Source organism: Cupriavidus sp. BIS7, from assembly GCF_000292345.1.
Taxonomy (GTDB): domain Bacteria; phylum Pseudomonadota; class Gammaproteobacteria; order Burkholderiales; family Burkholderiaceae; genus Cupriavidus.
This window is the reverse complement of sequence record NZ_ALOU01000020.1, coordinates 78,839-102,020: the sequence shown is the minus strand read 5'-3', so window position 1 is coordinate 102,020 and position 23,182 is coordinate 78,839. Positions and strand designations below refer to the sequence as shown.

The window sequence follows — 23,182 nt, the reverse complement described above, 5'->3', positions numbered from 1 at the left end:
AATTGCTCGGACTGCGCAGTGGCTGCGGCGGAACCCGGAATCACACTCCTGACAGAACCTGACAGCAGGGTCAGGCAAACTGTGCTTGAACCGATCCGCGCAACCCCAAGATTCTAGCGTAATCCGCCAGTTTCCCTCAGGTTTTTCCCCTACTTACATGACGAATCTCGCTGAAGCCGCCCCAGCCCTCGATGAAGACAAATTCGTCGAGTTCCCGGGGTCTCCGTTCCATCTCTACCAGCCGTTCCCGCCCGCCGGCGACCAGCCGGAGGCGATCCGCCAGCTTGTGGAAGGCGTGGAGGACGGCCTGTCATACCAGACGCTGCTGGGTGTGACCGGCTCCGGCAAGACTTTCACGATGGCCAACGTGATTGCGCGGATGGGGCGGCCGGCCATTGTCTTTGCACCGAACAAGACGCTGGCGGCGCAGCTCTATTCGGAGTTCCGCGAGTTCTTCCCGCGCAACGCGGTCGAGTACTTCGTCAGCTACTACGACTACTACCAGCCCGAGGCCTACGTGCCGCAGCGCGACCTGTTCATCGAGAAGGACTCGTCGATCAACGAGCATATCGAGCAGATGCGGCTGTCGGCCACCAAGAGCCTGCTGGAGCGGCGCGACACGATCATCGTGGCCACGGTGTCGGCGATCTACGGTATCGGCAATCCAAGCGAATACCACCAGATGATCCTGACGCTGCGCCACGGCGACAAGATCAGTCAGCGCGACGTCATCGCACGGCTGATCGCGATGCAATACACGCGCAACGAGACCGATTTCCAGCGCGGCACGTTCCGCGTGCGCGGCGATACGCTCGACATCTTCCCGGCCGAGCATGCCGAAATGGCGGTGCGCGTGGAACTGTTCGACGACGAGGTCGATTCGCTGCAGTTCTTCGATCCGCTGACCGGGCGCGTCCGCCAGAAGATTCCGCGTTTTACGGTCTATCCGTCGAGCCACTACGTCACGCCGCGCGAAACCGTGCTGCGCGCGATCGAGGACATCAAGGTGGAACTGCGCGAGCGGCTCGATTTCTTCTACAAGGAGAACCGGCTCGTGGAAGCGCAGCGGCTGGAGCAGCGCACGCGCTTCGACCTGGAGATGCTTTCGGAACTCGGCTTCTGCAAGGGCATCGAGAACTACTCGCGGCATCTGTCCGGCGCCAAGCCCGGCGAGCCGCCGCCGACGCTGGTGGACTATCTGCCGCCCGACGCGTTGATGTTCCTTGACGAGTCCCACGTGCTGATCGGCCAGCTGAACGGCATGTACAACGGCGACCGTGCGCGCAAGACCACGCTGGTCGAGTACGGGTTCCGGCTGCCTTCGGCGCTGGACAACCGGCCGCTGAAGTTCGACGAGTACGAGCGCAAGATGCGCCAGGCAGTCTTTGTCTCGGCCACGCCGGCGAACTACGAAAAGGAGCATGCCGGGCAGGTGGTGGAGCAGGTGGTGCGGCCCACGGGACTGGTCGATCCGGTGATCCAGGTGCGGCCCGCCACGACGCAGGTGGACGACCTGCTCGGCGAGATCCACTCGCGCGTGAGCGTGAACGAGCGCGTGCTGGTGACCACGCTGACCAAGCGCATGGCGGAGCAGTTGACCGAGTTCCTGTCGGAGAACGGCGTGAAGGTCCGTTACCTGCATTCGGACATCGATACCGTCGAGCGCGTGGAGATCATCCGCGACCTGCGGCTGGGGACGTTCGACGTGCTCGTAGGTATCAACCTGCTGCGCGAGGGGCTGGACATTCCCGAGGTGTCGCTGGTGGCCATCCTCGACGCCGACAAGGAAGGCTTCCTGCGCGCGGAACGTTCGCTGATCCAGACGATCGGGCGCGCGGCGCGCAACGTCAATGGCACGGCGATTCTCTACGCCGACCGAATGACCGATTCGATGAAGGTGGCGATCTCGGAGACCGAGCGCCGCCGCGCCAGGCAGATGGCGTTCAACGAGGCCAATGGCATCACGCCGCGCGGCGTGGTCAAGCGCATCAAGGACATCATCGACGGCGTCTATGACGCCACCGATGCCAAGGCCGAACTGGCGGCTGCCGCCGAGCGGGCCAAGTACGAGGACATGAGCGAAAAGCAGGTGGCAAAGGAGATCAAGCGTCTGGAAAAGCAGATGCTGGACCACGCAAAGAACCTCGAGTTCGAGCGCGCCGCCCAGGTGCGAGACCAGCTCGCGAAACTGCGTACGCAGATATTCGGGGCGGCCGCCGATGGCGACCATCTGCTGCCGCCTTCGGCGTAATGGGTCGATTGGGAATCACCCGAGGCCACGGCACGCGGCTTGCATCCTATAGTGATGGGGGCGGATACGCCGGATCACGTACGAGGAGCACGCCATGGTTAGGCAGTTCGAATATGGTGGTTATGCAGTAGTGGCCCGCGCGATTCCGCATGCGGGCGGTGGTTTTGCCGGGGTATTGACGATTGCCGACGCATTCGGCGAGCCCGGCGGCCCGACGTTCGAGACGGAAACCGGCTCGGCGCACTCGCCCGAGGCAGCTCTTGCCCTGGCGGAGGCCGAAGCCATGCGGACCATCGATGCCGGAGAAGTCAACTAACTGGCGTTGTGGCTGTGTCAGAAGGGCAGGAGACAGGTAATGACCTATAGCAGTGAGTGGAAGAAGAGGGTTTTCGAGACGCACGAGATTCAGGTGCTGGTGAAGCCCCGTTCACCGATCGCATGGGAATACACGGTGCGTGTGTGCCGCAAGGGTACGAACATCCGCGCAGCCAGCACGCTGGTGGAAACGGCTCCGGACTCCGAGCAGTACAAGACGCCGGAGGAGGCCGAAGTGGCCGGGTTTGCGCGCGGAAAGGTGCTGGCAGAGCAGCTCTAGCCGGCATTTGCGTTTCGGCGTCAGTCGGCAGGCGGTAAAATCGCGCCGATGAAAAAGTACGCCATTCTGATGTGTTGCATGGGCAATATCTGCCGTTCCCCGACGGCGGAAGGCGTCCTGCGCGCCAAGCTTGAAGCTTCCGGCCTTGCCGATCGGGTCGAACTCGATTCGGCCGGAACGCATGACTATCACCTGGGCCGGGCCCCCGATGCGCGCAGCCAGCGTCACGCGCTGCGCCGTGGTTACGACCTGTCCGCGCTGCGTGCCCGGCAGGTTGGCGTGGCCGATTTCGAGCGTTTCGACCTGGTGCTGGCGATGGATCACGCCAATCTTGCCGCGCTGCGTGCGCTGCATCCGCGCGTGGAGGCCGAAAGGCTCCGTTTGCTGATGAGCTTCGCCACGCGGCACGATGCCGAGGAAGTCCCCGACCCCTACTACGGTGAAGGCGACGGTTTCGAGCGCGTGCTCGACTATATCGAGGATGCCTGCGACGGTGTGATCGACATGCTGCGGGGGCGCCTGGCCTGATGCTGCGTTCCCTGTTTCGCAAATGGCGCGAATCGCGCAATGCCAGCCTGCAACTGGACGCCATCCTGGCTGCGGCCGATCCTGATGCGCCGCTCGCCGAGCGCAACCAGTGGCTGATCGAACTCGGCTACTGGATGCGTCGCGATGGCAGCCTCGGCTCAGATGCCGAGGTGGGAGACGCAGGCACGCGCAGCTATCCCGCTCACGTCCGCTTGCGATACCTGCTGCAGGTGCTGGGCCGCCACCCAGACTGGTCCGACAGCTTTGCACGGACGGTCCGGTCGATCGTGCGCGACAACGACCCAACCTCATTGTTCTGCGACACCGGCGTTGCTTCGCACCCGGGGATCTGGAGCGAAATGGCGGACCGGCTGCAGGCGCGTTTCCTGCCGCCGCCCCCGAATCGCAGCGATATGGCGGGGCTGTTCGCACTGCTGTTCGTCGACGAGAACGATGCTGAATGGGTTGAGGCGCTCGACGACGATCTGGTCGAACGTCTTGCTCATGCGCTGCTGGAAGATGCCGAAGCGGCGGAGGAGGCCGGCGATGGACTCAGGCGCCTGCGCCGCGCGCGTGAAGCCACGCTGACGGCCAGCATCCAGGTGCTGGTCAGCCAGGTGAAGGCCACGGGGTTGAGTCAGGCGATCCGCACGCGTCTGCGCGGCCGCGTGGAAGACACGCCGTTCTTTCGCCTGGACAGTGCCATCGCCGCGCTGTGCGAGGAAGGGATCGCGCACGGCGACGACGCCTTCGCGCACCGCCTGAACTATTTCCGGGCGCTGCTCGACGGTTGCCACGCCGCCGCTCACCAGGTCTATGAAGATCTCGAAGAGAACGGGGTTTCGGTAGAGGTGGTGTTTCAGATCGAGCGCATGAAGGCGCGTCTGGCACGCATCGACCTGCTGCTCAATGCGTGGGTCGATCCATCGCATCATGGCCGCCATGCCCATCTGATCGCCGAGTTGATCCGCTCCACTCAGGCGCGACGCAGCGTTGGGCATCTGATGAGTTCGTCGTTTGCGCAACTTGCGCGAAAGGTGGTCGAGCGTTCGGCCGAGAGCGGCGAGCACTACATCACGCGCGACCGCAAGGAATACCGCGAACTGATGCGGGCCGCCGCGGGCGGCGGGCTGGTGACGGCAGCCACGGTCTACCTCAAGTTCCTGATCTATGGGCTGCACCTGGACAAGTTCGTCGAAGGGTTCCTGGCGTCGCTGAACTACGCGGGCAGCTTCCTGGCAATCCATTTTGCACATTTCACGCTGGCCACCAAGCAGCCGGCGATGACCGGGCCGGCGCTGGCGCATCGGCTGGACGGGGCGGGCCGGCCCGAGGGGCGCGAGATCTTCGTTGACGATACGATCGCCATGATCCGGTCGAATGCGGCAGCGATCTTTGGCAACCTGTCTGTGGTGTTTCCCGTGGCGCTGGCGGTCGAGTGGCTGGCTGGAAAGGCGTTCGGCACGCATCTGATCACCCCGGCCAAGGCGATCGCGACCATCGAGTCGTTTTCGATTCTCGGCCCCACGCCGCTGTACGCAATCTTCACCGGAGTGCTGCTGTGGCTGTCGAGCCTGATTGCCGGCTGGGCGGACAACTGGTTCGCGCTGCATCGCGTGCATGACGTCATGGCTTATAACCGGCGCCTGCGCTATGTCCTCGGTCAACGCGGCGCGATGCGCCTGGCCGATTTCTGGAAACGCAATCTTTCGGGCATCACGGCCAACGTTTCACTGGGCTTTCTGCTCGGGCTCGGGCCCGAGATCCTGAGCTTCTTCGGACCGCATATGGAGGTGCGCCATGTGACGCTTTCGACCGGCTCGGTTGGGGCGGCAATCGGCGTGCTCGGCTTCGATGCGCTGCGCATGCCCGCGCTGTGGCTTGCGGTGGCAGGCATTGCGCTGATGGGCGTACTGAACGTTGCGGTGAGCTTTGCACTGGCCTTCAACATGGCGCTGCGCTCGCGTGAAATGCGGCGTGTCGATCGGATGGAGGTGGTGAAGGCGGTACAAAAGCGTATTATTCGGCACCCGCTCTCTCTGCTGATCCCGCCGCGCAACGCGCCCGGTTCCGCGCCTGCGGAGAGTCCATCGTTATAGCTGGCGGAACACTGCGTTGCAGCAAGGGGTACTTGACTAAATTAGTCGGAAAATTTTATACTCGACCGAAATTCTCAAGTATTCCCTTCCCCTCGAGCATCATGAGACTGACCACCAAAGGCCGTTTCGCGGTAACCGCCATGATCGACCTGGCCATGCGCCAGGATCAGGGACCTGTCACCCTGGCAGGCATCAGTCAGCGTCAGAAGATCTCCCTGTCGTACCTGGAGCAGCTTTTTGGCAAGCTGCGCCGCCACGAGATCGTGGAAAGCGTGCGCGGTCCGGGCGGCGGGTACAGCCTGGCGCGCAAGGCCGAGGACGTCACGGTGGCGGACATCATCATCGCCGTGGACGAACCGCTCGATGCGACGCAGTGCGGCGGGAAGGGCAATTGTAACGGCGATGACGGCACTGGGCGCTGCATGACCCACGAATTGTGGGCCACGCTGAACCAGAAGATGGTCGAGTACCTCGACTCCGTCTCCCTGAAGAATCTGGTCGACCAGCAGCGCGACCGCCAGCCGGCGGTGCTGCACGACATGCGCGAAGATGCCGCGCAGCAGCCGGTTGCCGCGCCTCGCGGCAAGACGGCGAAACAGGAAAAGCCGGCACGCGCCCGCGTGGTCAATTCGGTTTTCAGCCTCGCGCAGTCCTGAGCACGGACGGCGCGGCTGAACTAAACTATCGGTAGGCATTAAGCGATTAGCGGTCCCTATAAGGCAGTCACAACGATGAGCACCACCCCACATTTCCCGATCTACATGGATTACTCGGCCACCACGCCGGTGGACCCGCGCGTGGCGGACAAGATGATTCCGTACCTGCGCGAGCAGTTCGGCAATCCGGCGTCGCGTAGCCACGCGTATGGCTGGGACGCCGAGCGTGCCGTGGAAGAGGCGCGCGAGCAGGTGGCGGCGCTGGTTGGTGCCGATCCGCGCGAAATCGTGTGGACGTCGGGCGCGACCGAGTCGGACAACCTCGCCATCAAGGGCGCGGCCAATTTCTACTCGGGCAAGGGCCGTCACATCATCACCGTGAAGACCGAGCACAAGGCTGTGCTGGACACCACGCGCGAGCTGGAGCGTCAGGGCTTCGAGGTGACGTACCTCGACGTCAAGGATGACGGCCTGATCGATATGGACGTGTTCAAGCAGGCGATCCGCCCGGACACGATCCTGGTATCGGTGATGCTGGTGAACAATGAGATCGGTGTGATCCAGGACGTCGAGCAGATCGGTGAGATCTGCCGCGAGAAGGGCATCATCTTCCACTGCGACGCCGCGCAGGCGACCGGCAAGGTGGCGATCGACCTGAACACGCTGAAATGCGACCTGATGTCGTTCTCGGCCCACAAGACGTATGGCCCGAAGGGCATCGGCGCGCTGTATGTACGCCGCAAGCCGCGCGTGCGCATCGAGGCGCAGATGCACGGTGGCGGCCATGAGCGCGGCATGCGCTCGGGCACGCTGGCTACGCACCAGATCGTTGGCATGGGCGAGGCATTCCGTCTGGCCCGCGAGGAAATGGCCACGGAGAACGAGCGCATCCGCATGCTGCGCGACCGCCTGTGGAACGGCCTGTCGGACATGGAAGAGGTGTACCTGAACGGCTCGATGGAACACCGTGTGCCGCACAACCTGAACGTCAGCTTCAACTTCGTCGAAGGCGAATCGCTGATCATGGCCATCAAGGACGTGGCCGTGTCGTCGGGTTCGGCGTGCACGTCGGCGTCGCTGGAGCCGTCGTATGTGCTGCGCGCACTTGGCCGCAACGACGAACTGGCGCACAGCTCGATTCGTTTCACGGTGGGCCGCTTCACGACCGAGGCCGAGGTTGACTACACCGTCGAACTGCTCAAGAACAAGATCGGCAAGCTGCGCGATCTGTCGCCGCTGTGGGAAATGTTCAAGGACGGCGTCGACCTGAATTCGATCCAGTGGGCCGCGCACTGATTGCGGCACACGTAAAAACAAGACCCCATCAAAAGATTGATCAGAGGTAGCCAAAATGTCTTACAGCAACAAGGTTCTCGACCACTATGAAAATCCGCGCAACGTCGGTTCGTTCGACAAGAACGACGACGCGGTGGGTACCGGCATGGTCGGCGCCCCGGCCTGCGGCGACGTGATGAAGCTGCAGATCAAGGTGAACGAGGCTGGCGTGATCGAAGACGCCAAGTTCAAGACCTACGGTTGCGGTTCGGCGATCGCCTCGTCGTCGCTGGTGACCGAATGGGTCAAGGGCAAGACCGTGGACCAGGCTCTGGAGATCAAGAACACCCAGATCGCCGAGGAACTGGCGCTGCCGCCCGTGAAGATCCACTGCTCGATCCTTGCCGAAGACGCCATCAAGGCGGCCGTCGAGGATTACAAGAAGAAGCACCCGGGCGCCGAGCAGAAGGCGGCCTGATCCGGTAGATGGTTTGTACGGCCGCGCGTGGTCAATTGGCCGCGCGCGGCGCATCGACAGCAAGGCAAAGATGATCACAATGACCGAAAAGGCGGCGAAGCACGTCGCCCGCTACCTGGAACGCCGTGGCAAGGGCGTGGGCTTGCGCGTAGGCGTGAAGACCACCGGCTGCTCGGGACTGGCGTACAAGCTCGAGTACGTGGACGAACTGCAGCCTGAAGACCAGGTGTTCGAGACGCGCGGCATCAAGGTGATCGTGGATCCGAAGAGCCTGCCGTACATCGACGGCACCGAGCTCGATTTCGCGCGCGAAGGGTTGAACGAAGGCTTCAAGTTCAATAACCCCAACGTCAAGGACGAGTGCGGCTGCGGCGAATCGTTCCGGGTCTGACGGCCTGAGCCGCACCCGTATCGGTAGCCGATACGAGTGCGGCGACACGACGGGGGGCGGCATGGCCGCTCCTTTTTGTTGGGGAAGCTTTTGAAAGACGATTTCTTTGCGCTGTTCGGGCTGCCTGCCCGCTATGACGTGGACGAGGCCGCGCTCGACGCCGCCTATCTCACCGTCCAGACGCAGGCGCATCCGGACCGCTTTGCCAATGCCGGCGATGCCGAGCGCCGCGTGGCCATGCAGTGGGCCGCGCACGCCAACGAGGCATACCGGACGCTGCGCCAGCCGCTCAAGCGCGCGATCTACCTGCTGCACCTGCGTGGCGTCGACATCCAGGCCGAGAGCAACACGGCAATGGCGCCCGCCTTCCTGATGCAGCAGATGGAATGGCGTGAAGCGCTGCAGGAGGCCGTGGAAGGCCGCGCGGTAGACCAGCTTGACCGCCTGCTGCGCGATCTGCGCCAGGAAAAGCGTGACCGCCACGCGGCACTCGGCGCACTGCTCGATGCCGGCGACAACGACGCTGCCAGCGCTGCGGCGCGACAGCTCATGTTTATCGAGAAGATCGAACACGACGCGAGCGAGGCGATCGATCGTCTCGAAGATTGAAGAAAGATCATGGCACTGCTCCAGATTTCAGAACCCGGCATGTCGCCGGCGCCCCACCAGCGCCGGCTGGCCGTTGGTATCGACCTTGGCACCACCAACTCGCTGGTGGCCGCCGTGCGCAACAGCATTCCCGAAGTCCTGCCCGACGAGCACGGCCGCGCGCTGCTGCCGTCCGTGGTGCGCTACCTGTCTACCGGTAATGCGCATATTGGCTACAAGGCCCAGGACGAAGCGGTACGCGACCCCAAGAACACGATCATCTCGGTCAAGCGCTTCATGGGCCGCGGCGTGCGCGACGTGGCCAATATCGAGCACAGCCCGTACGATTTCGTCGATGCACCGGGCATGGTGCAGTTGAAGACGGCGGCCGGCATCAAGAGTCCGGTCGAAGTCTCGGCCGAGATCCTGGCCACGCTGCGCCAGCGTGCGGAAGACTCGCTTGGCGATGACCTGGTCGGGGCCGTGATCACGGTTCCGGCGTACTTCGACGACGCGCAGCGCCAGGCCACCAAGGATGCCGCGCAACTGGCCGGCCTGGACGTGCTGCGCCTGCTCAACGAGCCGACCGCCGCCGCCATCGCCTATGGCCTGGACAACGGCGCGGAAGGCATCTACGCCGTGTATGACCTCGGCGGCGGCACGTTCGATATCTCGGTGCTCAAGCTGACCAAGGGCGTGTTCGAAGTGATGTCGACGGGCGGCGATTCTGCGCTCGGCGGGGACGACTTCGACCAGCGCCTGCTGTGCTGGATCGTCGAGCAGGCCAGCCTGCAGCCGTTGTCGGCCGAAGACGCGCGCCTGCTGATGGTGCGCGCCCGTGCGGCCAAGGAAGCGCTGTCCAGCAGCGACAGCACGGTGATCGACGCGGTGCTGGCGAGCGGGGAGATCGTGCATCTGCCGCTGGAAGCCGACACGTTTATCGAAATCACCGCCAACCTCGTGCAGAAGACGCTGACGCCGGTGCGCAAGGCACTGCGTGACGCGGGCGTCGGTGCAGATGAAGTCAAGGGTGTGGTTCTGGTTGGCGGCGCAACGCGCATGCCGGCAATCCGCAAGGCCGTGGGCGATTACTTCGGCCAGCAACCGTTGACCAATCTTGATCCGGACAAGGTCGTGGCGCTGGGCGCCGCCATGCAGGCCAACCTGCTGGCCGGCAACCATGCGCCGGGCGAGGACTGGCTGCTGCTTGACGTGATTCCGCTGTCGCTGGGCGTGGAAACGATGGGTGGTCTGGTCGAGAAGATCATTCCGCGCAACAGCACGATTCCCGTGGCCCGCGCGCAGGAGTTCACCACGTTCAAGGACGGCCAGACCGCAATGGCGATCCACGTGCTGCAGGGCGAACGCGAACTGGCCAGCGACTGCCGTTCGCTCGCGCGTTTCGAATTGCGCGGCATTCCGCCGATGGTGGCCGGTGCGGCGCGTATCCGCGTGACCTACCAGGTGGATGCCGACGGCCTGCTGTCGGTGTCGGCGCGCGAAACTGGCTCCGGCGTGGAGGCATCGGTATCGGTCAAGCCGTCTTATGGCCTGGCCGATGACGATATCGCCCGGATGCTTCAGGAGAGCTTCCGCGAAGCCGAGCACGACATGAAGAGCCGTGCGCTGGCCGAGGAGCGCGTCGAAGCCTCGCGTCTGGTGGAGGCCACCACGCGCGCGCTCGAGACCGATGGCGAACTGCTGTCGGCCGACGAGCGTACCGCCGTGGAAGCGCTGATCGCCAGCGTGGCCGAGATCGCAAAGGGTGAGGACCACCACGCCATCAAGGCCGCCGTGGAGCGCCTTTCGCAAGGTACCGACGAATTTGCCGCACGCCGCATGGACCGCTCGATCAAGAGCGCGCTGGCCGGCAAGAAGGTGCAGGAGCTCGGCTGACGGCCGCAGGTGCACTGATCGTTCGCACCGCAGACTGACAACAGGATAGAAATGCCACAGATTATTGTTTTGCCCCATGTCGAGTTGTGTCCCGAGGGGGCTGTCTTCGAGGCCAAGAGCGGCACCAGCGTGTGCGACGCGCTGCTCACCAATGGCATCGAAATCGAACACGCGTGCGAGAAGTCGTGCGCCTGCACCACGTGCCACGTGATCGTGCGCGAGGGCTTCAATTCGCTCGAAGATGCCGAGGAGAAGGAAGAAGACCTGCTCGACAAGGCATGGGGCCTGGAGCCGAATTCGCGCCTGTCATGCCAGGCACTGGTGGCCGACGAAGACCTGACCGTCGAGATTCCCAAGTACACGATCAACCACGCCAAGGAAGGCCACTGAGCCTGACCCGGGAGTTTCCACATGAAATGGACGGATACCTACGATATCGCCGCAGCGCTGTACGACAAGTTTCCTGATGTCGATCCGGTGACGGTGCGCTTCACGCAACTGCGCCAATGGGTGCTTGAACTCGACGGTTTCAGCGATCTGCCCGAGCGCTCGGGCGAGAAGATCCTCGAGGCCATTCAGGCAGCGTGGATCGAGGAAGCGGAGTAGGCAGCAGGTATTTTTTCTCCCCTCTCCCGCATGCGGGAGAGGGGCCGGGGGAGAGGGCCGGCGCATCAATTCATGACAAGTCGCGATTCAAACCTCGTTTCCCTCTCCCCCAACCCCTCTCCCACTAAAGTGGGAGAGGGGAGCGAACCAAAGGCAATTCAACTACCTTTGGCGCTTTCTTAACCAGTCACGAGCGCCCCGTGCTCAAGGTGCACGCGCTGGCCAACCTCCACGCCCGGAGCATTCTGGTACGTGAAGGTGCGGTGCGAGCCGTCATCCATCTGCACGCTGACGCGATAGCTCTTGTTCGTGTTCAGCTTCTTCTCGGCGTAGTTGCCGCCGAAGCCGCCGGCCGCAGCGCCCGCAACGGTGCCAAGAATACGGCCGTTGCCGTGGCCGATCTGGTTGCCGAGCAGGCCGCCCACTACGGCGCCGCCCACCGCGCCGAGGCCGGTTGTCGGCTTTTCGGCTTCCACTACCTGTACACCCGTCACATGACCCGCCGTATGGCTGGGCCGTGCCGCGGTGTTTGGCTCGGCCTGCGACGGCTGCGCTTGCTGCGGCTGTTGGGCCTGTGTCGGCTGTTGAAGCTGTTGCTGTTGAGCGGGCGCAGCGGGCATCGAGTTCTGCGCGTACTGCCTGTCATAGGCCGGCGGGCGCGTGGTCGAGCCCGGTGCCGGGGCCTGTGCCTGTGCTTCGGTTTGCGTGCCAGCTTGCGTCGTGGCCGGGGCATTCACCTGCCCGCTGTAGTACTGCGACTGCGCCGACGAAGGTTCGGTGCTGGCGCTACCCTGGTTGGCGTTGCTGATTGGCAGTACACCCGTGAGCGCTGCCACAGCCGTCAGGCTGACGATGACGATCGATATCGCGGCCGCGCCAATCAGCGGATTCAGGCGGCGTTGGGTCGGCAGCGTAGGGAGGGTTTCCGGACCAGACATTTATTGTTCTCCAGGGCGCCATCAAGGCGGACACCATGGAGTCTGGCGGAATTTCGTGCCGGTTTCCGTTTGATTTTGTAAGGATCTGTAGCGCGGAAACGGCTGGAAAATCAATAACTTGCGGGTGGGATGCGAGGCGGTCTGTTACAGAATCTCCTCTCCCGCATGGGAGAGGAGATGACCGTGTGATCAGTCCTCGCGGCGCAGGTGCGGGAACAGGATCACGTCGCGGATGTTCGGGCTGTCGGTCAGCAGCATCACCAGACGGTCGATGCCGATGCCGCAGCCACCGGTCGGGGGCATGCCGTATTCGAGCGCGCGGATGTAGTCGGCGTCGAAGTACATCGCTTCCTCATCGCCCGCATCCTTCTGCTCGACTTGCTTGCGGAAGCGATCGGCTTGGTCTTCCGGGTCGTTCAGTTCGGAGAAGCCGTTGGCGATTTCGCGGCCGGTGATGAACAGCTCGAAGCGCTCGGTAATGCCTGGTTCGGTGTCCGAGGCGCGCGCCAGCGGCGAAACCTCGACCGGATAGTCGATGATGAACGTCGGCTCCCAGAGTTGCGACTCGGCGGTTTCCTCGAACAGCACGAGCTGGAGCGTGCCCAGGCCAGCGTTCAGGAACTGCGGCGCGTTGGTGTTCACGCCAAACTTCTTCAGTTCGGTGCGCAGGAATTCCACATCGGCCAGTTGCGCATCGGTGTATTGCGGCGCGAACTTCTGGATTGCCTTCGTGGTCGTCAGGCGATGGAACGGCTTCGACAGGTCGAGCTCGCGGCCCTGGTAGGTCACCACGGCGCTGCCGCGCGCATCGATCGCGGCCTGGCGGATCAGGTTCTCGGTGAAGTCCATCAGCCAGCGGTAGTCCGTATAGGCCGCGTAGAACTCCATCATCGTGAACTCGGGGTTGTGGCGCGGGCTCACCCCTTCGTTACGGAAATTGCGGTTGATCTCGAACACGCGCTCGAAGCCGCCGACGATCAGGCGCTTCAGGTAGAGCTCGGGCGCGATGCGCATGAACATCTGCATGTCCAGCGCATTGTGGTGCGTGATGAACGGCTTGGCCGCGGCGCCGCCCGGAATCGGGTGCAGCATCGGCGTTTCCACTTCCATGAAGCCTGCGTCGGCCATATGGCGGCGGATGGACGAGATGGCCTGCGTGCGGGCGCGGAACGTGTCACGCGTTTCCGGCGAGACGATCAGGTCCACGTAGCGCTGGCGGTATTTGGTTTCCTGGTCGGCCAGGCCGTGGAACTTGTCCGGCAGCGGGCGCAGCGCCTTCGACAGCAGGCGCAGTTCGCGCACCTGTACCGACAGCTCGCCCTTGTTGGTGCGGAACAGTTCGCCGCGCGCGCTGATGATGTCGCCGAGATCCCAGTGCTTGAATGCCGCGTAGACGTCCTCGCCGACCTTGTCGCGCGTGATGTAGAACTGGATCTGGCCGCTGCCGTCCTGCACGGTGGCGAAGCTGGCCTTGCCCATCACGCGCTTGAGCATCATGCGGCCGGCGATGGACACTTCCACCGGGCTTGCTTCCAGCGCGGCCTGGTCGGTCTCGCCATACTGCGCGTGCAGCGCGCCGGCCTGGTGCGTCGGGCGGAAGTCGTTCGGGAAGGCCACGCCTTGCTGGCGCAGGGCCTGCAGTTTCTCGCGCCGCTCGGCGATGATCTTGTTCTCATCCACGGCGGGAGTGTCTGCGGCTTGGGCGCGGGTCGGTTCGGTCATGATGTCAGGTTCGATCACGCGGCACAGGGCGCCGCGCGGGTTCAGTTCAGTGTGTCGGTTCAGTACTTGCGGATGTCGTCGAGCTCGGTCGTGCCGAAATCGGGACGGTCCAGGTAGGCCACGATGCGCTGTGCGGTGTCGTCGGGCGAGGCAAGCTGATCGTTGGCCTTGAGGTCGCGGAAACGCTCCACCTGCGCGAAGTCCGCGCCACGGATGGTTTCCTGCATGCCGGTATCCACCACCCCCGGTGCCAGCGCGACGGCGCGCACCGTGCGCGGCTCGGGCATGCTTGCGTACTCGGCGTTGACCGAGCGGATGAACATGTCCAGGCCCGCCTTGCCGGCGCAGTATGCGGCCCAGCCCGGTACGGGATTGCGCGCGGCGCCCGACGAGATTGCCAGCACCTTGCGCGGGCAGTCAAAGCGTGCGGTGTGGTCGATGAACGCGCCGGTCATCGTCATCGGCGTGATCAGGTTGGTCTGAAAGTGCGGGATCAGCGCGTTCTCATGCAACTGCGTGATCGCGCCGATCGGCTGCACCACGCCGGCGTTCAGGATCAGGGTGATACTGGCCGGCGCCTCGTCCACGGCATCGAGCACGCTGGCCAGCCACCCGGCCGACGGGCCGGGCTGCGACAGGTCCTGCAGGTGCCACGCCACGCGCACGCCGCTGGCCGAAGCCTCGGCCTCGAGTTCGAGGTTGCGGCTGCGCGCCACGCCGATCACGCGGTTGCCCGGTTTCAGCAATGCGCGAACCAGTGCGGTACCCAGGCCGCGCGAGGCGCCGGTGACGATGTAGAGATGGGTGGAGCGGGGCGTTCCGGTGGTCATGAGCGTGGACCTTGATCAGTGAGATGGCATTGGAATCGCCGCGCATCGCCCGGAAGACTCCGGGGGCATTGCGCGGCGACGACTAGCTGCAATCTTCGGCAGAAATCGCCAGGACCTGAATGTCAGGGCCTGCTTTACAACCCCTGTTTCAGGCTGGCCTCGATGAACGGGTCAAGGTCGCCGTCCAGCACCTTCTGGGTGTTGGACATTTCCACATTGGTGCGCAGATCCTTGATACGGCTCTGGTCCAGCACGTACGAGCGGATCTGGTGGCCCCAGCCCACGTCTGTCTTGCCGGCTTCGAGCTTGTCGGCCTCGGCCTGGCGCTTGCGCATTTCATGCTCGTACAGGCGCGACTTCAGCATCGACATGGCCTCGGCGCGGTTGCGGTGCTGCGAACGGTCGTTCTGGCACTGCACGACGATGCCGGTGGGCATGTGCGTGATCCGCACGGCGGAGTCGGTCTTGTTGATGTGCTGACCGCCGGCGCCCGATGCGCGGTAGGTATCCACGCGCAGGTCGGCCGGGTTGACCTCAACTTCGAACGACTCGTCGACCTCGGGGTAGACGAAGACCGACGAGAACGACGTGTGGCGGCCGCCAGACGAATCGAACGGCGACTTGCGCACCAGGCGGTGCACGCCCGTTTCGGTACGCAGGAAACCGAACGCATACTCGCCTTCGACCTTGATCGTCGCGCTCTTGATGCCGGCCACGTCGCCTTCGGACTCTTCCAGCACTTCGGCCTTGAAGCCCTTGCGCTCGCAGTACTTCAGGTACTGGCGCAGCAGCATCGATGCCCAGTCGCACGCCTCGGTACCGCCGGCGCCGGCCTGGATGTCGATGAACGCATTGGCCTGGTCCATCTCGCCCGAGAACATGCGGCGGAATTCCATGTCCGCCACCAGGGCCTCGAAGCCCTGGACGTCGGCCTCGATGGACTCGAGCGTGTCGTCGTCGCCTTCCTCGCGGGCAAGCTCGAACAGCTCTTCCGCGCCGTTAAGGTCGTCGGTCAGCTTGCCGAGTACGTGCACGACGCCTTCCAGCGCCTTCTTTTCCTTGCCCAGGTCCTGGGCACGCTTGGGGTTGTTCCAGACTGCGGGGTCTTCGAGCAACCCGTTGACTTCATCTAGGCGGTTTTCTTTGACATCGTAGTCAAAGATACCCCCGTAGATCTTCCGTCCGGGAACGGAGATCGGAGATGGCACCGGAGATGGCGTTCAGGCGTTCTGCTTCCATGTATTGATGTTCGTGCGCTTCAAAACGTCGAATTATAGCGGATCGGCGACGCAAATCCGGCTTCTGCCTGCCAGCTGGCGTGACGGAAATCCGAACCGTTCGCGCAGCGAACGGTCTACCTGGGGACAATTTCGCCGCATCGGCGACAATATCGCCCGAACCGCGCCCGCCCCGGCGCCATTTTTCAGGAGTGACTTCGGACGCATGACACGAACACACCACGTCAACCTGCATACCCGCCGCCGCGCGCTGGGCGGCCTTGCCGCGATGTCTCTGGCCGCCATGCTGGCCGCTTGCGGCACCACCCCCGGCGAACCGGCCCCGGAGGGCTTCTATCGCGTCGAGCGCGGCGACACGCTGTATTCGATCGCCCGCCGCAACAAGCGCTCGGTGGCTGACCTGTCGCGCTGGAACGACCTTTCGAACTCGAACCAGATCGAGGTAGGACAACTGATTCGCGTCCGGCCGCCCGCAGGTGCGTCATCGTCGGCCGGCACGGTTGCCCCGTCCGGGGACAGATCCGCACGCGCGGCCAGCCCGGACCCGGCATCGTCCAAACCGCCCGCAAGCTCGATCAGCCTCCAGTGGCCGGCCGATGGCCGGATCTCGGGGCGCTATGCGCCGCCTGGGGAGAAGGGGCTGCGCATCGAGGTGCCGGCCGGCGGCAAGGTCCGCGCCGCGGCGTCGGGCTGGGCCATCCATGTCGGGACACTGCGCGGCTACGGCATGCTGGTGATCGTCAAGCACAACGACGACTGGCTGACCGTGTATGGCAACCTGGACCGCCCGCTGGTCAAGGAGGGCGACCGCGTCTCCACGGGGCAGGACATCGGCAGCATGGGGGAAGCGGCCGAGCTGCATTTCGAAGTGCGCGGCAATGGCAGGCCGGTCAATCCGGCCAATTACCTGCCGTCGCGTGGCTGACGTCCTGTTTTCTGCCGCCTAGAAATACAGGGCGGCCAGCAGCATCAATGACTGCTGCTGGCTCAGGCTGCCATAAGTGCTGGCCAGCGGCCCGATATTGCGTTGCCATTGCAGCGCAATGTCCCAGCGGGGCAGGCGGTAGCGCAGTTCCAGCCAGTGCATGCTGCTGTAGTCGACCAGGTCCAGGCGCACCATTGCACCGAGATCCAGTCGCGGCACCAGAGCATCCCGCCAGCTCACGAACAGAAAGGCACCTGAGCGCGTGGCCAGATCCTGCACATCGGCCAGGTACTGGTTGTAGCGAATGTGCGCCTGCGGCGGCAGCTCCCAGAAACGTTGCCACTGTGACGCATTCGGCGCGGCGCTGTTGTACTGGTACTCCAGCGTCGCCGAAACCTTCTTGTCGAAGGTCCACGTGCCGCCGACCGAAAGCCGCTGCCGAAACGCCGTGTCGGGCGCGAGCCCGAATGCCTCGTTCAACTGGGAGCGGCTCCGTCCCCCGGCCCATTCCACATGCGTGGTGACGGCGTCGGTGACCAGCAAGCTCAGGTTCAGCCCTGCCTGAGGCGACTGGTCGTCGTCGCCCTGCAGCAGCAACTGGCCCTGCAGACGCTCGGTCAGCGGTGCCGATACGCCCGTCAGGAAGCGATTGCTTCGGTTCGTCGCTGCGAGGTCTGGACTGAATGGCTCCTGGCTTGGCGAGTCACCGAGGTCTGGGGAAAACAGCGCGAAGGCCGTCGCGCCATCCCATAGCCATTGCCCGCGAACAACCATGCTCCCCTGACGGTTCTGGCGCAGGCTGTCCGGCGCAACGGACGGAACCGCGCGAACGGCGCCCTTGCGAAACCAGTCAGTCGGGTTATAGCCGGTGGCCACGCCTTGCCGGACGTTGACACGCCCGATCTCCACACTGGCCTGTGGCAACGGCTGCCAGGCGACGTAACCTTCTTTCCACGTGTTGATGGTGTGGTGGCCACTTGCATTGGCTTGCGAGAAATCGTCGATGCGATCGCGGAAAACGACCTGGACTTCGGGCGTGACGCGTTGGTCAAGCGAAAAATCCAGTGCCCCACGTGCCGCGATCGTTGACGATGTGTCGCGAGACCTTATGAGTCCGACACTGCCTTCGACGGTCAGATGCCATGGCTTGTCGGTCTGGACGACATCATCAGTGGATGTGTCGGCAATCATCAGCGCTGCCTGATCTTCGAGTCGGTCGGCGAGTCGGTCGTCGAGTCGCGGCTCGCCTGTCACAGCTGCGGCAAGGGATGGCACGCCTGCCGTCAGGTGCAATGCAATGGCCTGCAGGACAAGGCTCCGCCTCATGGTACGGCCGTCTGCCGTTCGGTCGTGTCGACCGATGGGCCGGAATCGGGTCTGAAGTGCGGCAGATAGTCACGCTGCATCCAGGCGGCAGGAATGTCGCGCCGGACAAAATCGCTGTAGCGCATGACCGTGATCCAGCTCGGTTCCAGCCCATCGATGATGACTTCCTCGGTGGGGCGTCGTTCGCCAAGTTGCTGCTGGTAACGGCGGTAGTAGATAGTCTTCAGCAGTCGCCCGGTTTCTGCATGGAACTGTGCCTTGATGGGCTGGTTGCTCGATTCGTCGAGCCAGAGCCGGGCATGATGGTAGGCCGCTTCCTCGGTCCTGGCGCGAAGATGCAGGCGCACGGTGCGGCGAGCCTTGCGGTAACCGTCTTGCACTGTTTCATGGGCTTCCTCGCTCGCCTGGTAGTCGGCCGCAAGATTGGCCGACACCACATCGCCGTTTGATGCCTGGCCCAGCAGCCGCTGTTGCGGGGATACGCGCACACTGGCGCGGCTGGCCGGGTCATGGAACCAGATGTCCTTGCCGCTTTTCAGCGTGAGTTTGCCGGCGTCGCGTAGCGGAGCGACATAACGTATCAGGCTGCGATACTGAGCCTTGTCCGGCTCCAGGCGCGAGTACACCACGACGGTTGCACTATCCGACTGCTTGCCATTGCGATACTCGACCAGCGAGGTGGTGATGGAGAACGATGTTGACGGGTTGCGGATCCTGTCACTGGCTTCGAGCCGTTGCTGTGCGTCAGCCGCTTCAGCAACCGGTGCATTGGCCGCACCGGCGGCTGTGCCGCCCTGCGACAAACCTGCCACCGACAGGAGGATGGTGGTCACGATGGCGTGACGAGCGTGACGAGCGTGACGATAGCGTCGAATCATGGAAGTCTCTTCGCGAAGCGTTGGTTCGGCTCAAACGTGACGCAGCGCGTCGACGATGTTCATATGCGCAGCGCGGCGTGCAGGCAGCCACGCGGAGAGGATGGAAACGAGCGCCATTCCCAGACCCGTCAGCACAATTAGCAGAGGTGCGTTCCAGAAGCGCGCGGTGACGGGGATCTCGATGGCCATGCCTGGCGGTGACCAGGGAATCCCGAGGCGTTCCAGTCCCCACGCCACAACAAACGCCAGTACTACGCCTGCCAGCCATCCTGTTGCCGCCAGCAGCATGCCTTCTGCTATGAACAGCCAGCGGATGCCCTTCCGCTGCACGCCCATCGCGCGCAGTGTGCCGATCTCCTCCGTGCGTTCCATGATCGCAATGCTCATCGTATTGCTGACCGTGAACAGCACGATGACCACCAGCAGGCTCGCCACAAAGGCGAACAGGGCCCTCACCATGCTGATGGTCTGCCCGTAGGTCGGGTGCAGTTCGAACACATCGCGGATCTCAAGGTCGGCGTCATGCAAGGGCCCGGACAACAGCCACTGCAGGCGCTCGCGCGCAGCCGTGATCTGCTCGGTCTGGGCAAGCTGCATGACGATCGTTGTGACCTTTGGGTCTTCCGGGCCGAATATCAGCTTCTGTGCCTGCGCCAGGTGCATGGCGACATAGGTGTTATCGAAGTCCTTCAGCCCTTGTCTGACGGCTTGAACTACGGCGAGTCGTGCGATGTTTGGTGCGCCGCCAATGCTGGCCGTCAGCACATCCAGTTGCGGGGTAGCATCAGCCACGCCTGGCTGCGTTGCTTCATGCGTGGCGAGCACGGCAAGATCCCCTGGCATGGTGGGTGATGCATCGCCGTCCGCGGAAGCCGGCGGCCGAGGGCATTCGAGAAGCCCCAGCGCGTCGCACATCTGCAGCATGCGTGCAACGCCGATGCCGATGACTGCCGTTTCGGTGCCGAAATCACCAAGGTCATGCTGTGCCGACGGCGTTGGCACGTCATGGCCATTCCAGGCAAGCATCCGTTGCTGGTCCTGCGCCACGACACCATGTCCCACCACCGTGATCGACGTCGTCTGGCCGGGGCTGGCGGCAATGCCGCCAAAATGCAGCATGTCAGTGGCAACCGTCAGCATCGGCCCCAGTTCGGCATCCTGCTGCACAAGATCGATGATGGCGTTGCTGTCGGCAATGCCATAGGCCGACGGATTGCCCATGCCGAAATCGGGGTATCCGGATCGGAACAGTTGCAGGTGGCCGCTACGCTGCACATAGATGGTTTGCAGGCCGTACGTGATATCCCGAGCGTAACCGCCCAGAAGCAGGATGGCCGCCGTGCCGATCACCAGCGCCAGTAAAGTGACAAGTGTGCGTCGGCCATTGCGTTGCAGGTTGCGTGCTGCCAGGACGAATGGATTCATTGTGGCGTCCCGGTGGCTGGCTCGCTGGCCATGGTGGGGGCCACCAGGCCGATTCGGCCATCCCTGATCTGCACAAGGTCGTCGGCATGCGACATCAGCATCGGGTCGTGCGACGAAAATACGAAGGTCGTATGGCGCTGCTTTTGCAGGTCTCGCATCAGCGAGACGATGCCTGTGGCAGTCTGGCTGTCGAGGTTGGCCGTCGGCTCGTCCGCGAGTATCAGTTGGGGCTGATGAATCAGTGCGCGCGCGATTGCAACGCGCTGGCATTGCCCGCCGGATAGCTGGTTCGGTCGATGCCGGGCCTTGTCCGCAAGGCCGACCGCGTCAAGCATTTCACTGACACGCCGACGCCGTTCTGTAGCGGGAGTGCCAGCCAGCAGCAGTGGATACTCCACGTTCTCCCACGCGGTCAGCACCGGCAGCAGGTTGAAGTTCTGGAAGATGAAGCCGATGTGGCTGGCGCGGAAGGCTGTGAGGTCGGCGTCCGTCCAGTCCTGGACCGTTTTGCCGCCGATAAGGAGGTGACCGGCGTCTGGCCGGTCGATGCATCCGATCAGGTTCAGCAGCGTGCTTTTGCCGCTCCCGGACGGTCCGGCCAGCACCGTAAAGCGTTGTGCGCGGATGCGCAGGGTGACATCGGATATGGCTGCGACGCGCTCGGCACCGAGCAGGTAGTGCTTGCTGACATGGGAAAGCTCGACGGCATTCATTACAGGGTTCCGGTGACCGCTGCGCAAAAGCGCAGCATGGGTCACGGAAATGTAAGCGTTCCGATTTCGAAGCGAAATCGTAATCCGACGATCTTTGCGTCTATTTCAAGACTACTGCGCGTGCTCGATCACAAGCTGCACCCGCGTCATCCCGTTGAACGTGTTGTTGTCGAGCCGGTAGGCCACCGTCGCGCTTGCCCCATCCAGCGCGTCGGCATGGTTGAACCAGATCGCGTCGAAGCGCTGCTTGCCGCGCCCGAGCTGGAGCTTCAGGTGCTTGCCCTTGAGTACGGTCTGGCGCAGCACGTCGAATTCCCCGCAGAAGGTCGGGGGCGGGAATCCCTGGCCCCAGACCTGGCCTTCGAGCAGCGTGACGAAGTCGGGGCTGAAGCATTCGTCCTCGATATCGCCATCGGTCTCGATCACGCGCGCCAGTTGGTCGTCGGTCAGCCATTCGCGGCCGACTGTCTCGAACGCGGCGACGAACGTGTCAAAGTCCTTCGCGCGGACGGTCAGCCCGGCAGCCATGGCGTGGCCGCCGAACTTGACCAGCAGGCCCGGGTGCCGCTTCGACACGAGGTCGAGCGCGTCGCGCAGGTGGAAACCGGGGATCGAACGCCCCGAGCCCTTGATGTGCTCGTCATCGCCCGGTGCGAACGTGATGGTCGGCCGGTGAAATTTCTCCTTGAGCCGCGATGCCACGATGCCGATCACGCCCTGGTGCCAGGTTTCGTGGAACACGCTGATCGTGTAGCGCGACGCCGGGTCCAGCCCGGCCAGCGGCTGTTCGAGGATCTGCAGGGCCTCCTGCTGCATGCCGGCCTCGATGTCGCGCCGTTCGCGGTTCATGCCGTCCAGTTCCTGGGCGATTTCCCATGCGCGATTGGCATCGTCGGTCAGCAGGCATTCGATGCCGAGCGACATGTCCGCCAGCCGGCCCGCGGCGTTGAGGCGAGGGCCCAGGCCGAATCCCAGGTCGAATGTATTGGCGCGCGCCGCCTCCCGGCCAGCGGCACGGAACAGCGCCGCGACGCCCGGATGCATCCTGCCTGCACGCATGCGCTTCAGGCCCTGCGCCACGAGGATGCGGTTGTTCGTGTCCAGCTTGACCACGTCGGCGACGGTGCCAAGCGCCACAAGGTCCAGCAGCGTCTGCAGCGGCGGCTGGGCGGCCTGCGTGAACGCGCCGCGGCGGCGCAGTTCCGCGCGCAGGGCCAGCAGCACATAGAACATCACGCCGACGCCGGCCAGGTTCTTGCTCGGGAATTCGCAGCCGGGCTGGTTCGGATTCACGATCACGGCTGCCTCGGGCAGCGTCGCGCCGGGCAGGTGGTGATCGGTCACCACCACGTCGATGCCGCGCGCGTTGGCGGCCGCCACACCATCGACGCTGGCAATGCCGTTGTCGACCGTGACGATCACATCGGGCCGCTGCTGCGCGGCCAGGTCGACGATCTCCGGCGTCAGGCCATAGCCGTACTCGAAACGGTTCGGCACGATGTAGTCGACGCGCGCACCAAGCATGCGCAACCCGCGCACGCCGACTGCACAGGCCGTGGCGCCGTCGCAATCGTAGTCGGCCACGATCAGCAGCTTGCGGTTCGCGGCAATCGCGTCGGCCAGGTACTCGGCCGCGTGGCCGATGCCCTTCATGCTTGCCGGCGGCTCCAGTTCGGGCAGCTCGGTCGCCAGTTCAGACGCCTGGGCGACACCGCGTGCCGACAATATCCGCGCCAGCGTCGGGTGCAGGCCTGCGGCCGCCAGCGCGCCGGCGTGTTCATCGGAATAGGGGCGGATGGCAATCCGGGTCATGAGGCGTGGGTA

23 protein-coding genes are annotated in these 23,182 nt (G+C 63.9%); 14 read left to right on the top strand and 9 right to left on the bottom strand.

All coding sequences use genetic code 11. The features are described 5' to 3' along the window. Positions 1 to 157 precede the first annotated feature (157 nt). From uvrB to iscX, 13 genes are all read left to right on the top strand, one after another. Positions 158 to 2,251: an excinuclease ABC subunit UvrB gene (gene uvrB, locus B552_RS0108465; RefSeq protein WP_019448571.1), complete on the top strand. Its 2,094-nt coding sequence runs from the start codon at positions 158 to 160 to the stop codon at positions 2,249 to 2,251. Positions 2,252 to 2,345: 94 nt separating this feature from the next. Then, positions 2,346 to 2,567, top strand: a complete 222-nt coding sequence (locus tag B552_RS0108460) for a hypothetical protein (RefSeq protein WP_019448570.1) — start codon at positions 2,346 to 2,348, stop codon at positions 2,565 to 2,567. Positions 2,568 to 2,606: 39 nt separating this feature from the next. Then, a complete protein-coding gene (locus tag B552_RS0108455) occupies positions 2,607 to 2,846 on the top strand; it encodes a hypothetical protein (protein ID WP_019448569.1) in 240 nt (79 codons plus the stop codon). 48 nt (positions 2,847 to 2,894) lie between these two features. After that, entirely contained in the window at positions 2,895 to 3,374 is a 480-nt protein-coding gene (locus tag B552_RS0108450; protein WP_026035458.1) for a low molecular weight protein-tyrosine-phosphatase, read from the top strand. Next, complete coding sequence (locus B552_RS0108445; RefSeq protein ID WP_019448567.1) at positions 3,374 to 5,473, top strand: site-specific recombinase; 2,100 nt, start codon at positions 3,374 to 3,376, stop codon at positions 5,471 to 5,473. The genes B552_RS0108450 and B552_RS0108445 overlap by 1 nt, the downstream gene beginning before the upstream one ends. 101 nt (positions 5,474 to 5,574) lie before the next feature. Then, entirely contained in the window at positions 5,575 to 6,129 is a 555-nt protein-coding gene (gene iscR, locus B552_RS0108440; protein WP_019448566.1) for a Fe-S cluster assembly transcriptional regulator IscR, read from the top strand. Positions 6,130 to 6,204: 75 nt separating this feature from the next. Continuing rightward, positions 6,205 to 7,425, top strand: coding sequence for an IscS subfamily cysteine desulfurase (locus B552_RS0108435; protein WP_019448565.1), 1,221 nt, complete (start codon positions 6,205 to 6,207; stop codon positions 7,423 to 7,425). A gap of 55 nt (positions 7,426 to 7,480) precedes the next feature. Then, on the top strand, positions 7,481 to 7,882 hold the full coding sequence (iscU, locus tag B552_RS0108430) for a Fe-S cluster assembly scaffold IscU (RefSeq protein ID WP_019448564.1): 402 nt from the start codon (positions 7,481 to 7,483) through the stop codon (positions 7,880 to 7,882). A 70-nt stretch (positions 7,883 to 7,952) separates the two neighbouring features. Then, a complete protein-coding gene (gene iscA, locus B552_RS0108425) occupies positions 7,953 to 8,273 on the top strand; it encodes an iron-sulfur cluster assembly protein IscA (protein ID WP_026035457.1) in 321 nt (106 codons plus the stop codon). Between the two features lie 90 nt (positions 8,274 to 8,363). Further along, positions 8,364 to 8,882, top strand: coding sequence for a Fe-S protein assembly co-chaperone HscB (gene hscB, locus B552_RS0108420; protein WP_019448562.1), 519 nt, complete (start codon positions 8,364 to 8,366; stop codon positions 8,880 to 8,882). A gap of 9 nt (positions 8,883 to 8,891) precedes the next feature. Beyond that, positions 8,892 to 10,757 (top strand): Fe-S protein assembly chaperone HscA, encoded by a 1,866-nt coding sequence (hscA, locus tag B552_RS0108415; protein WP_019448561.1) that lies wholly within the window; start codon positions 8,892 to 8,894, stop codon positions 10,755 to 10,757. A gap of 51 nt (positions 10,758 to 10,808) precedes the next feature. Beyond that, on the top strand, positions 10,809 to 11,147 hold the full coding sequence (gene fdx, locus B552_RS0108410; protein ID WP_019448560.1) for an ISC system 2Fe-2S type ferredoxin: 339 nt from the start codon (positions 10,809 to 10,811) through the stop codon (positions 11,145 to 11,147). 21 nt (positions 11,148 to 11,168) lie between these two features. Beyond that, on the top strand, positions 11,169 to 11,363 hold the full coding sequence (iscX, locus tag B552_RS0108405) for a Fe-S cluster assembly protein IscX (protein WP_019448559.1): 195 nt from the start codon (positions 11,169 to 11,171) through the stop codon (positions 11,361 to 11,363). Positions 11,364 to 11,542: 179 nt separating this feature from the next. Here iscX and B552_RS0108400 read toward each other — a convergent pair whose 3' ends face one another. From B552_RS0108400 to prfB, 4 genes are all read right to left on the bottom strand, one after another. Beyond that, positions 11,543 to 12,301 (bottom strand): glycine zipper 2TM domain-containing protein, encoded by a 759-nt coding sequence (locus B552_RS0108400; protein WP_019448558.1) that lies wholly within the window; start codon positions 12,299 to 12,301, stop codon positions 11,543 to 11,545. 189 nt (positions 12,302 to 12,490) lie between these two features. Further along, complete coding sequence (gene lysS, locus B552_RS0108395; RefSeq protein WP_026035456.1) at positions 12,491 to 14,023, bottom strand: lysine--tRNA ligase; 1,533 nt, start codon at positions 14,021 to 14,023, stop codon at positions 12,491 to 12,493. 59 nt (positions 14,024 to 14,082) lie between these two features. Continuing rightward, complete coding sequence (locus tag B552_RS0108390; RefSeq protein WP_019448556.1) at positions 14,083 to 14,853, bottom strand: SDR family oxidoreductase; 771 nt, start codon at positions 14,851 to 14,853, stop codon at positions 14,083 to 14,085. 134 nt (positions 14,854 to 14,987) lie between these two features. Then, positions 14,988 to 16,092 (bottom strand): peptide chain release factor 2 gene (prfB, locus tag B552_RS27335; RefSeq protein ID WP_157160213.1). Its coding sequence is split into 2 segments (ribosomal slippage): positions 14,988 to 16,010 and positions 16,012 to 16,092, totalling 1,104 coding nucleotides; the frame shifts between segments, so codons are not numbered across the junction. A gap of 204 nt (positions 16,093 to 16,296) precedes the next feature. Here prfB and B552_RS0108380 point away from each other — a divergent pair. Further along, positions 16,297 to 17,016, top strand: a complete 720-nt coding sequence (locus B552_RS0108380) for a peptidoglycan DD-metalloendopeptidase family protein (RefSeq protein ID WP_026035454.1) — start codon at positions 16,297 to 16,299, stop codon at positions 17,014 to 17,016. An 18-nt stretch (positions 17,017 to 17,034) separates the two neighbouring features. Here the strand turns inward: B552_RS0108380 and B552_RS27330 are convergent, their stop codons facing one another. From B552_RS27330 to recJ, 5 genes are all read right to left on the bottom strand, one after another. Then, on the bottom strand, positions 17,035 to 18,342 hold the full coding sequence (locus B552_RS27330; RefSeq protein ID WP_019448553.1) for a hypothetical protein: 1,308 nt from the start codon (positions 18,340 to 18,342) through the stop codon (positions 17,035 to 17,037). Further along, complete coding sequence (locus B552_RS0108370) at positions 18,339 to 19,220, bottom strand: outer membrane lipoprotein-sorting protein (RefSeq protein ID WP_157160212.1); 882 nt, start codon at positions 19,218 to 19,220, stop codon at positions 18,339 to 18,341. Before B552_RS0108370 ends, B552_RS27330 begins: the two co-directional genes overlap by 4 nt. A 30-nt stretch (positions 19,221 to 19,250) precedes the next feature. Continuing rightward, positions 19,251 to 20,645 carry an FtsX-like permease family protein gene (locus B552_RS0108365; protein ID WP_019448551.1) on the bottom strand — a complete coding sequence of 465 codons (1,395 nt, stop codon included), beginning with the start codon at positions 20,643 to 20,645 and terminating at the stop codon, positions 19,251 to 19,253. Continuing rightward, positions 20,642 to 21,358 (bottom strand): ABC transporter ATP-binding protein, encoded by a 717-nt coding sequence (locus B552_RS27325; RefSeq protein WP_019448550.1) that lies wholly within the window; start codon positions 21,356 to 21,358, stop codon positions 20,642 to 20,644. Before B552_RS27325 ends, B552_RS0108365 begins: the two co-directional genes overlap by 4 nt. 111 nt (positions 21,359 to 21,469) lie before the next feature. Next, positions 21,470 to 23,170 carry a single-stranded-DNA-specific exonuclease RecJ gene (gene recJ, locus B552_RS0108355; protein WP_019448549.1) on the bottom strand — a complete coding sequence of 567 codons (1,701 nt, stop codon included), beginning with the start codon at positions 23,168 to 23,170 and terminating at the stop codon, positions 21,470 to 21,472. Positions 23,171 to 23,182 lie beyond the last annotated feature (12 nt).

Bases quoted from the DNA above. Each gene is read 5' to 3' on its own strand.
- lysS (WP_026035456.1), bottom strand. From the start codon at position 14,023: ATGACCGAACCGACCCGCGCCCAAGCCGCAGACACTCCCGCCGTGGAT.
- B552_RS0108445 (WP_019448567.1), top strand. From the start codon at position 3,374: ATGCTGCGTTCCCTGTTTCGCAAATGGCGCGAATCGCGCAATGCCAGC.
- B552_RS0108460 (WP_019448570.1), top strand. From the start codon at position 2,346: ATGGTTAGGCAGTTCGAATATGGTGGTTATGCAGTAGTGGCCCGCGCG.
- B552_RS0108365 (WP_019448551.1), bottom strand. From the start codon at position 20,645: ATGAATCCATTCGTCCTGGCAGCACGCAACCTGCAACGCAATGGCCGA.
- B552_RS0108380 (WP_026035454.1), top strand. From the start codon at position 16,297: ATGACACGAACACACCACGTCAACCTGCATACCCGCCGCCGCGCGCTG.
- fdx (WP_019448560.1), top strand. From the start codon at position 10,809: ATGCCACAGATTATTGTTTTGCCCCATGTCGAGTTGTGTCCCGAGGGG.
- iscA (WP_026035457.1), top strand. From the start codon at position 7,953: ATGATCACAATGACCGAAAAGGCGGCGAAGCACGTCGCCCGCTACCTG.
- B552_RS27330 (WP_019448553.1), bottom strand. From the start codon at position 18,342: ATGAGGCGGAGCCTTGTCCTGCAGGCCATTGCATTGCACCTGACGGCA.
- iscU (WP_019448564.1), top strand. From the start codon at position 7,481: ATGTCTTACAGCAACAAGGTTCTCGACCACTATGAAAATCCGCGCAAC.
- B552_RS0108390 (WP_019448556.1), bottom strand. From the start codon at position 14,853: ATGACCACCGGAACGCCCCGCTCCACCCATCTCTACATCGTCACCGGC.
- iscX (WP_019448559.1), top strand. From the start codon at position 11,169: ATGAAATGGACGGATACCTACGATATCGCCGCAGCGCTGTACGACAAG.
- B552_RS0108455 (WP_019448569.1), top strand. From the start codon at position 2,607: ATGACCTATAGCAGTGAGTGGAAGAAGAGGGTTTTCGAGACGCACGAG.
- B552_RS0108450 (WP_026035458.1), top strand. From the start codon at position 2,895: ATGAAAAAGTACGCCATTCTGATGTGTTGCATGGGCAATATCTGCCGT.
- uvrB (WP_019448571.1), top strand. From the start codon at position 158: ATGACGAATCTCGCTGAAGCCGCCCCAGCCCTCGATGAAGACAAATTC.
- B552_RS0108370 (WP_157160212.1), bottom strand. From the start codon at position 19,220: ATGATTCGACGCTATCGTCACGCTCGTCACGCTCGTCACGCCATCGTG.
- B552_RS27325 (WP_019448550.1), bottom strand. From the start codon at position 21,358: ATGAATGCCGTCGAGCTTTCCCATGTCAGCAAGCACTACCTGCTCGGT.
- iscR (WP_019448566.1), top strand. From the start codon at position 5,575: ATGAGACTGACCACCAAAGGCCGTTTCGCGGTAACCGCCATGATCGAC.
- B552_RS0108400 (WP_019448558.1), bottom strand. From the start codon at position 12,301: ATGTCTGGTCCGGAAACCCTCCCTACGCTGCCGACCCAACGCCGCCTG.
- recJ (WP_019448549.1), bottom strand. From the start codon at position 23,170: ATGACCCGGATTGCCATCCGCCCCTATTCCGATGAACACGCCGGCGCG.
- B552_RS0108435 (WP_019448565.1), top strand. From the start codon at position 6,205: ATGAGCACCACCCCACATTTCCCGATCTACATGGATTACTCGGCCACC.
- hscA (WP_019448561.1), top strand. From the start codon at position 8,892: ATGGCACTGCTCCAGATTTCAGAACCCGGCATGTCGCCGGCGCCCCAC.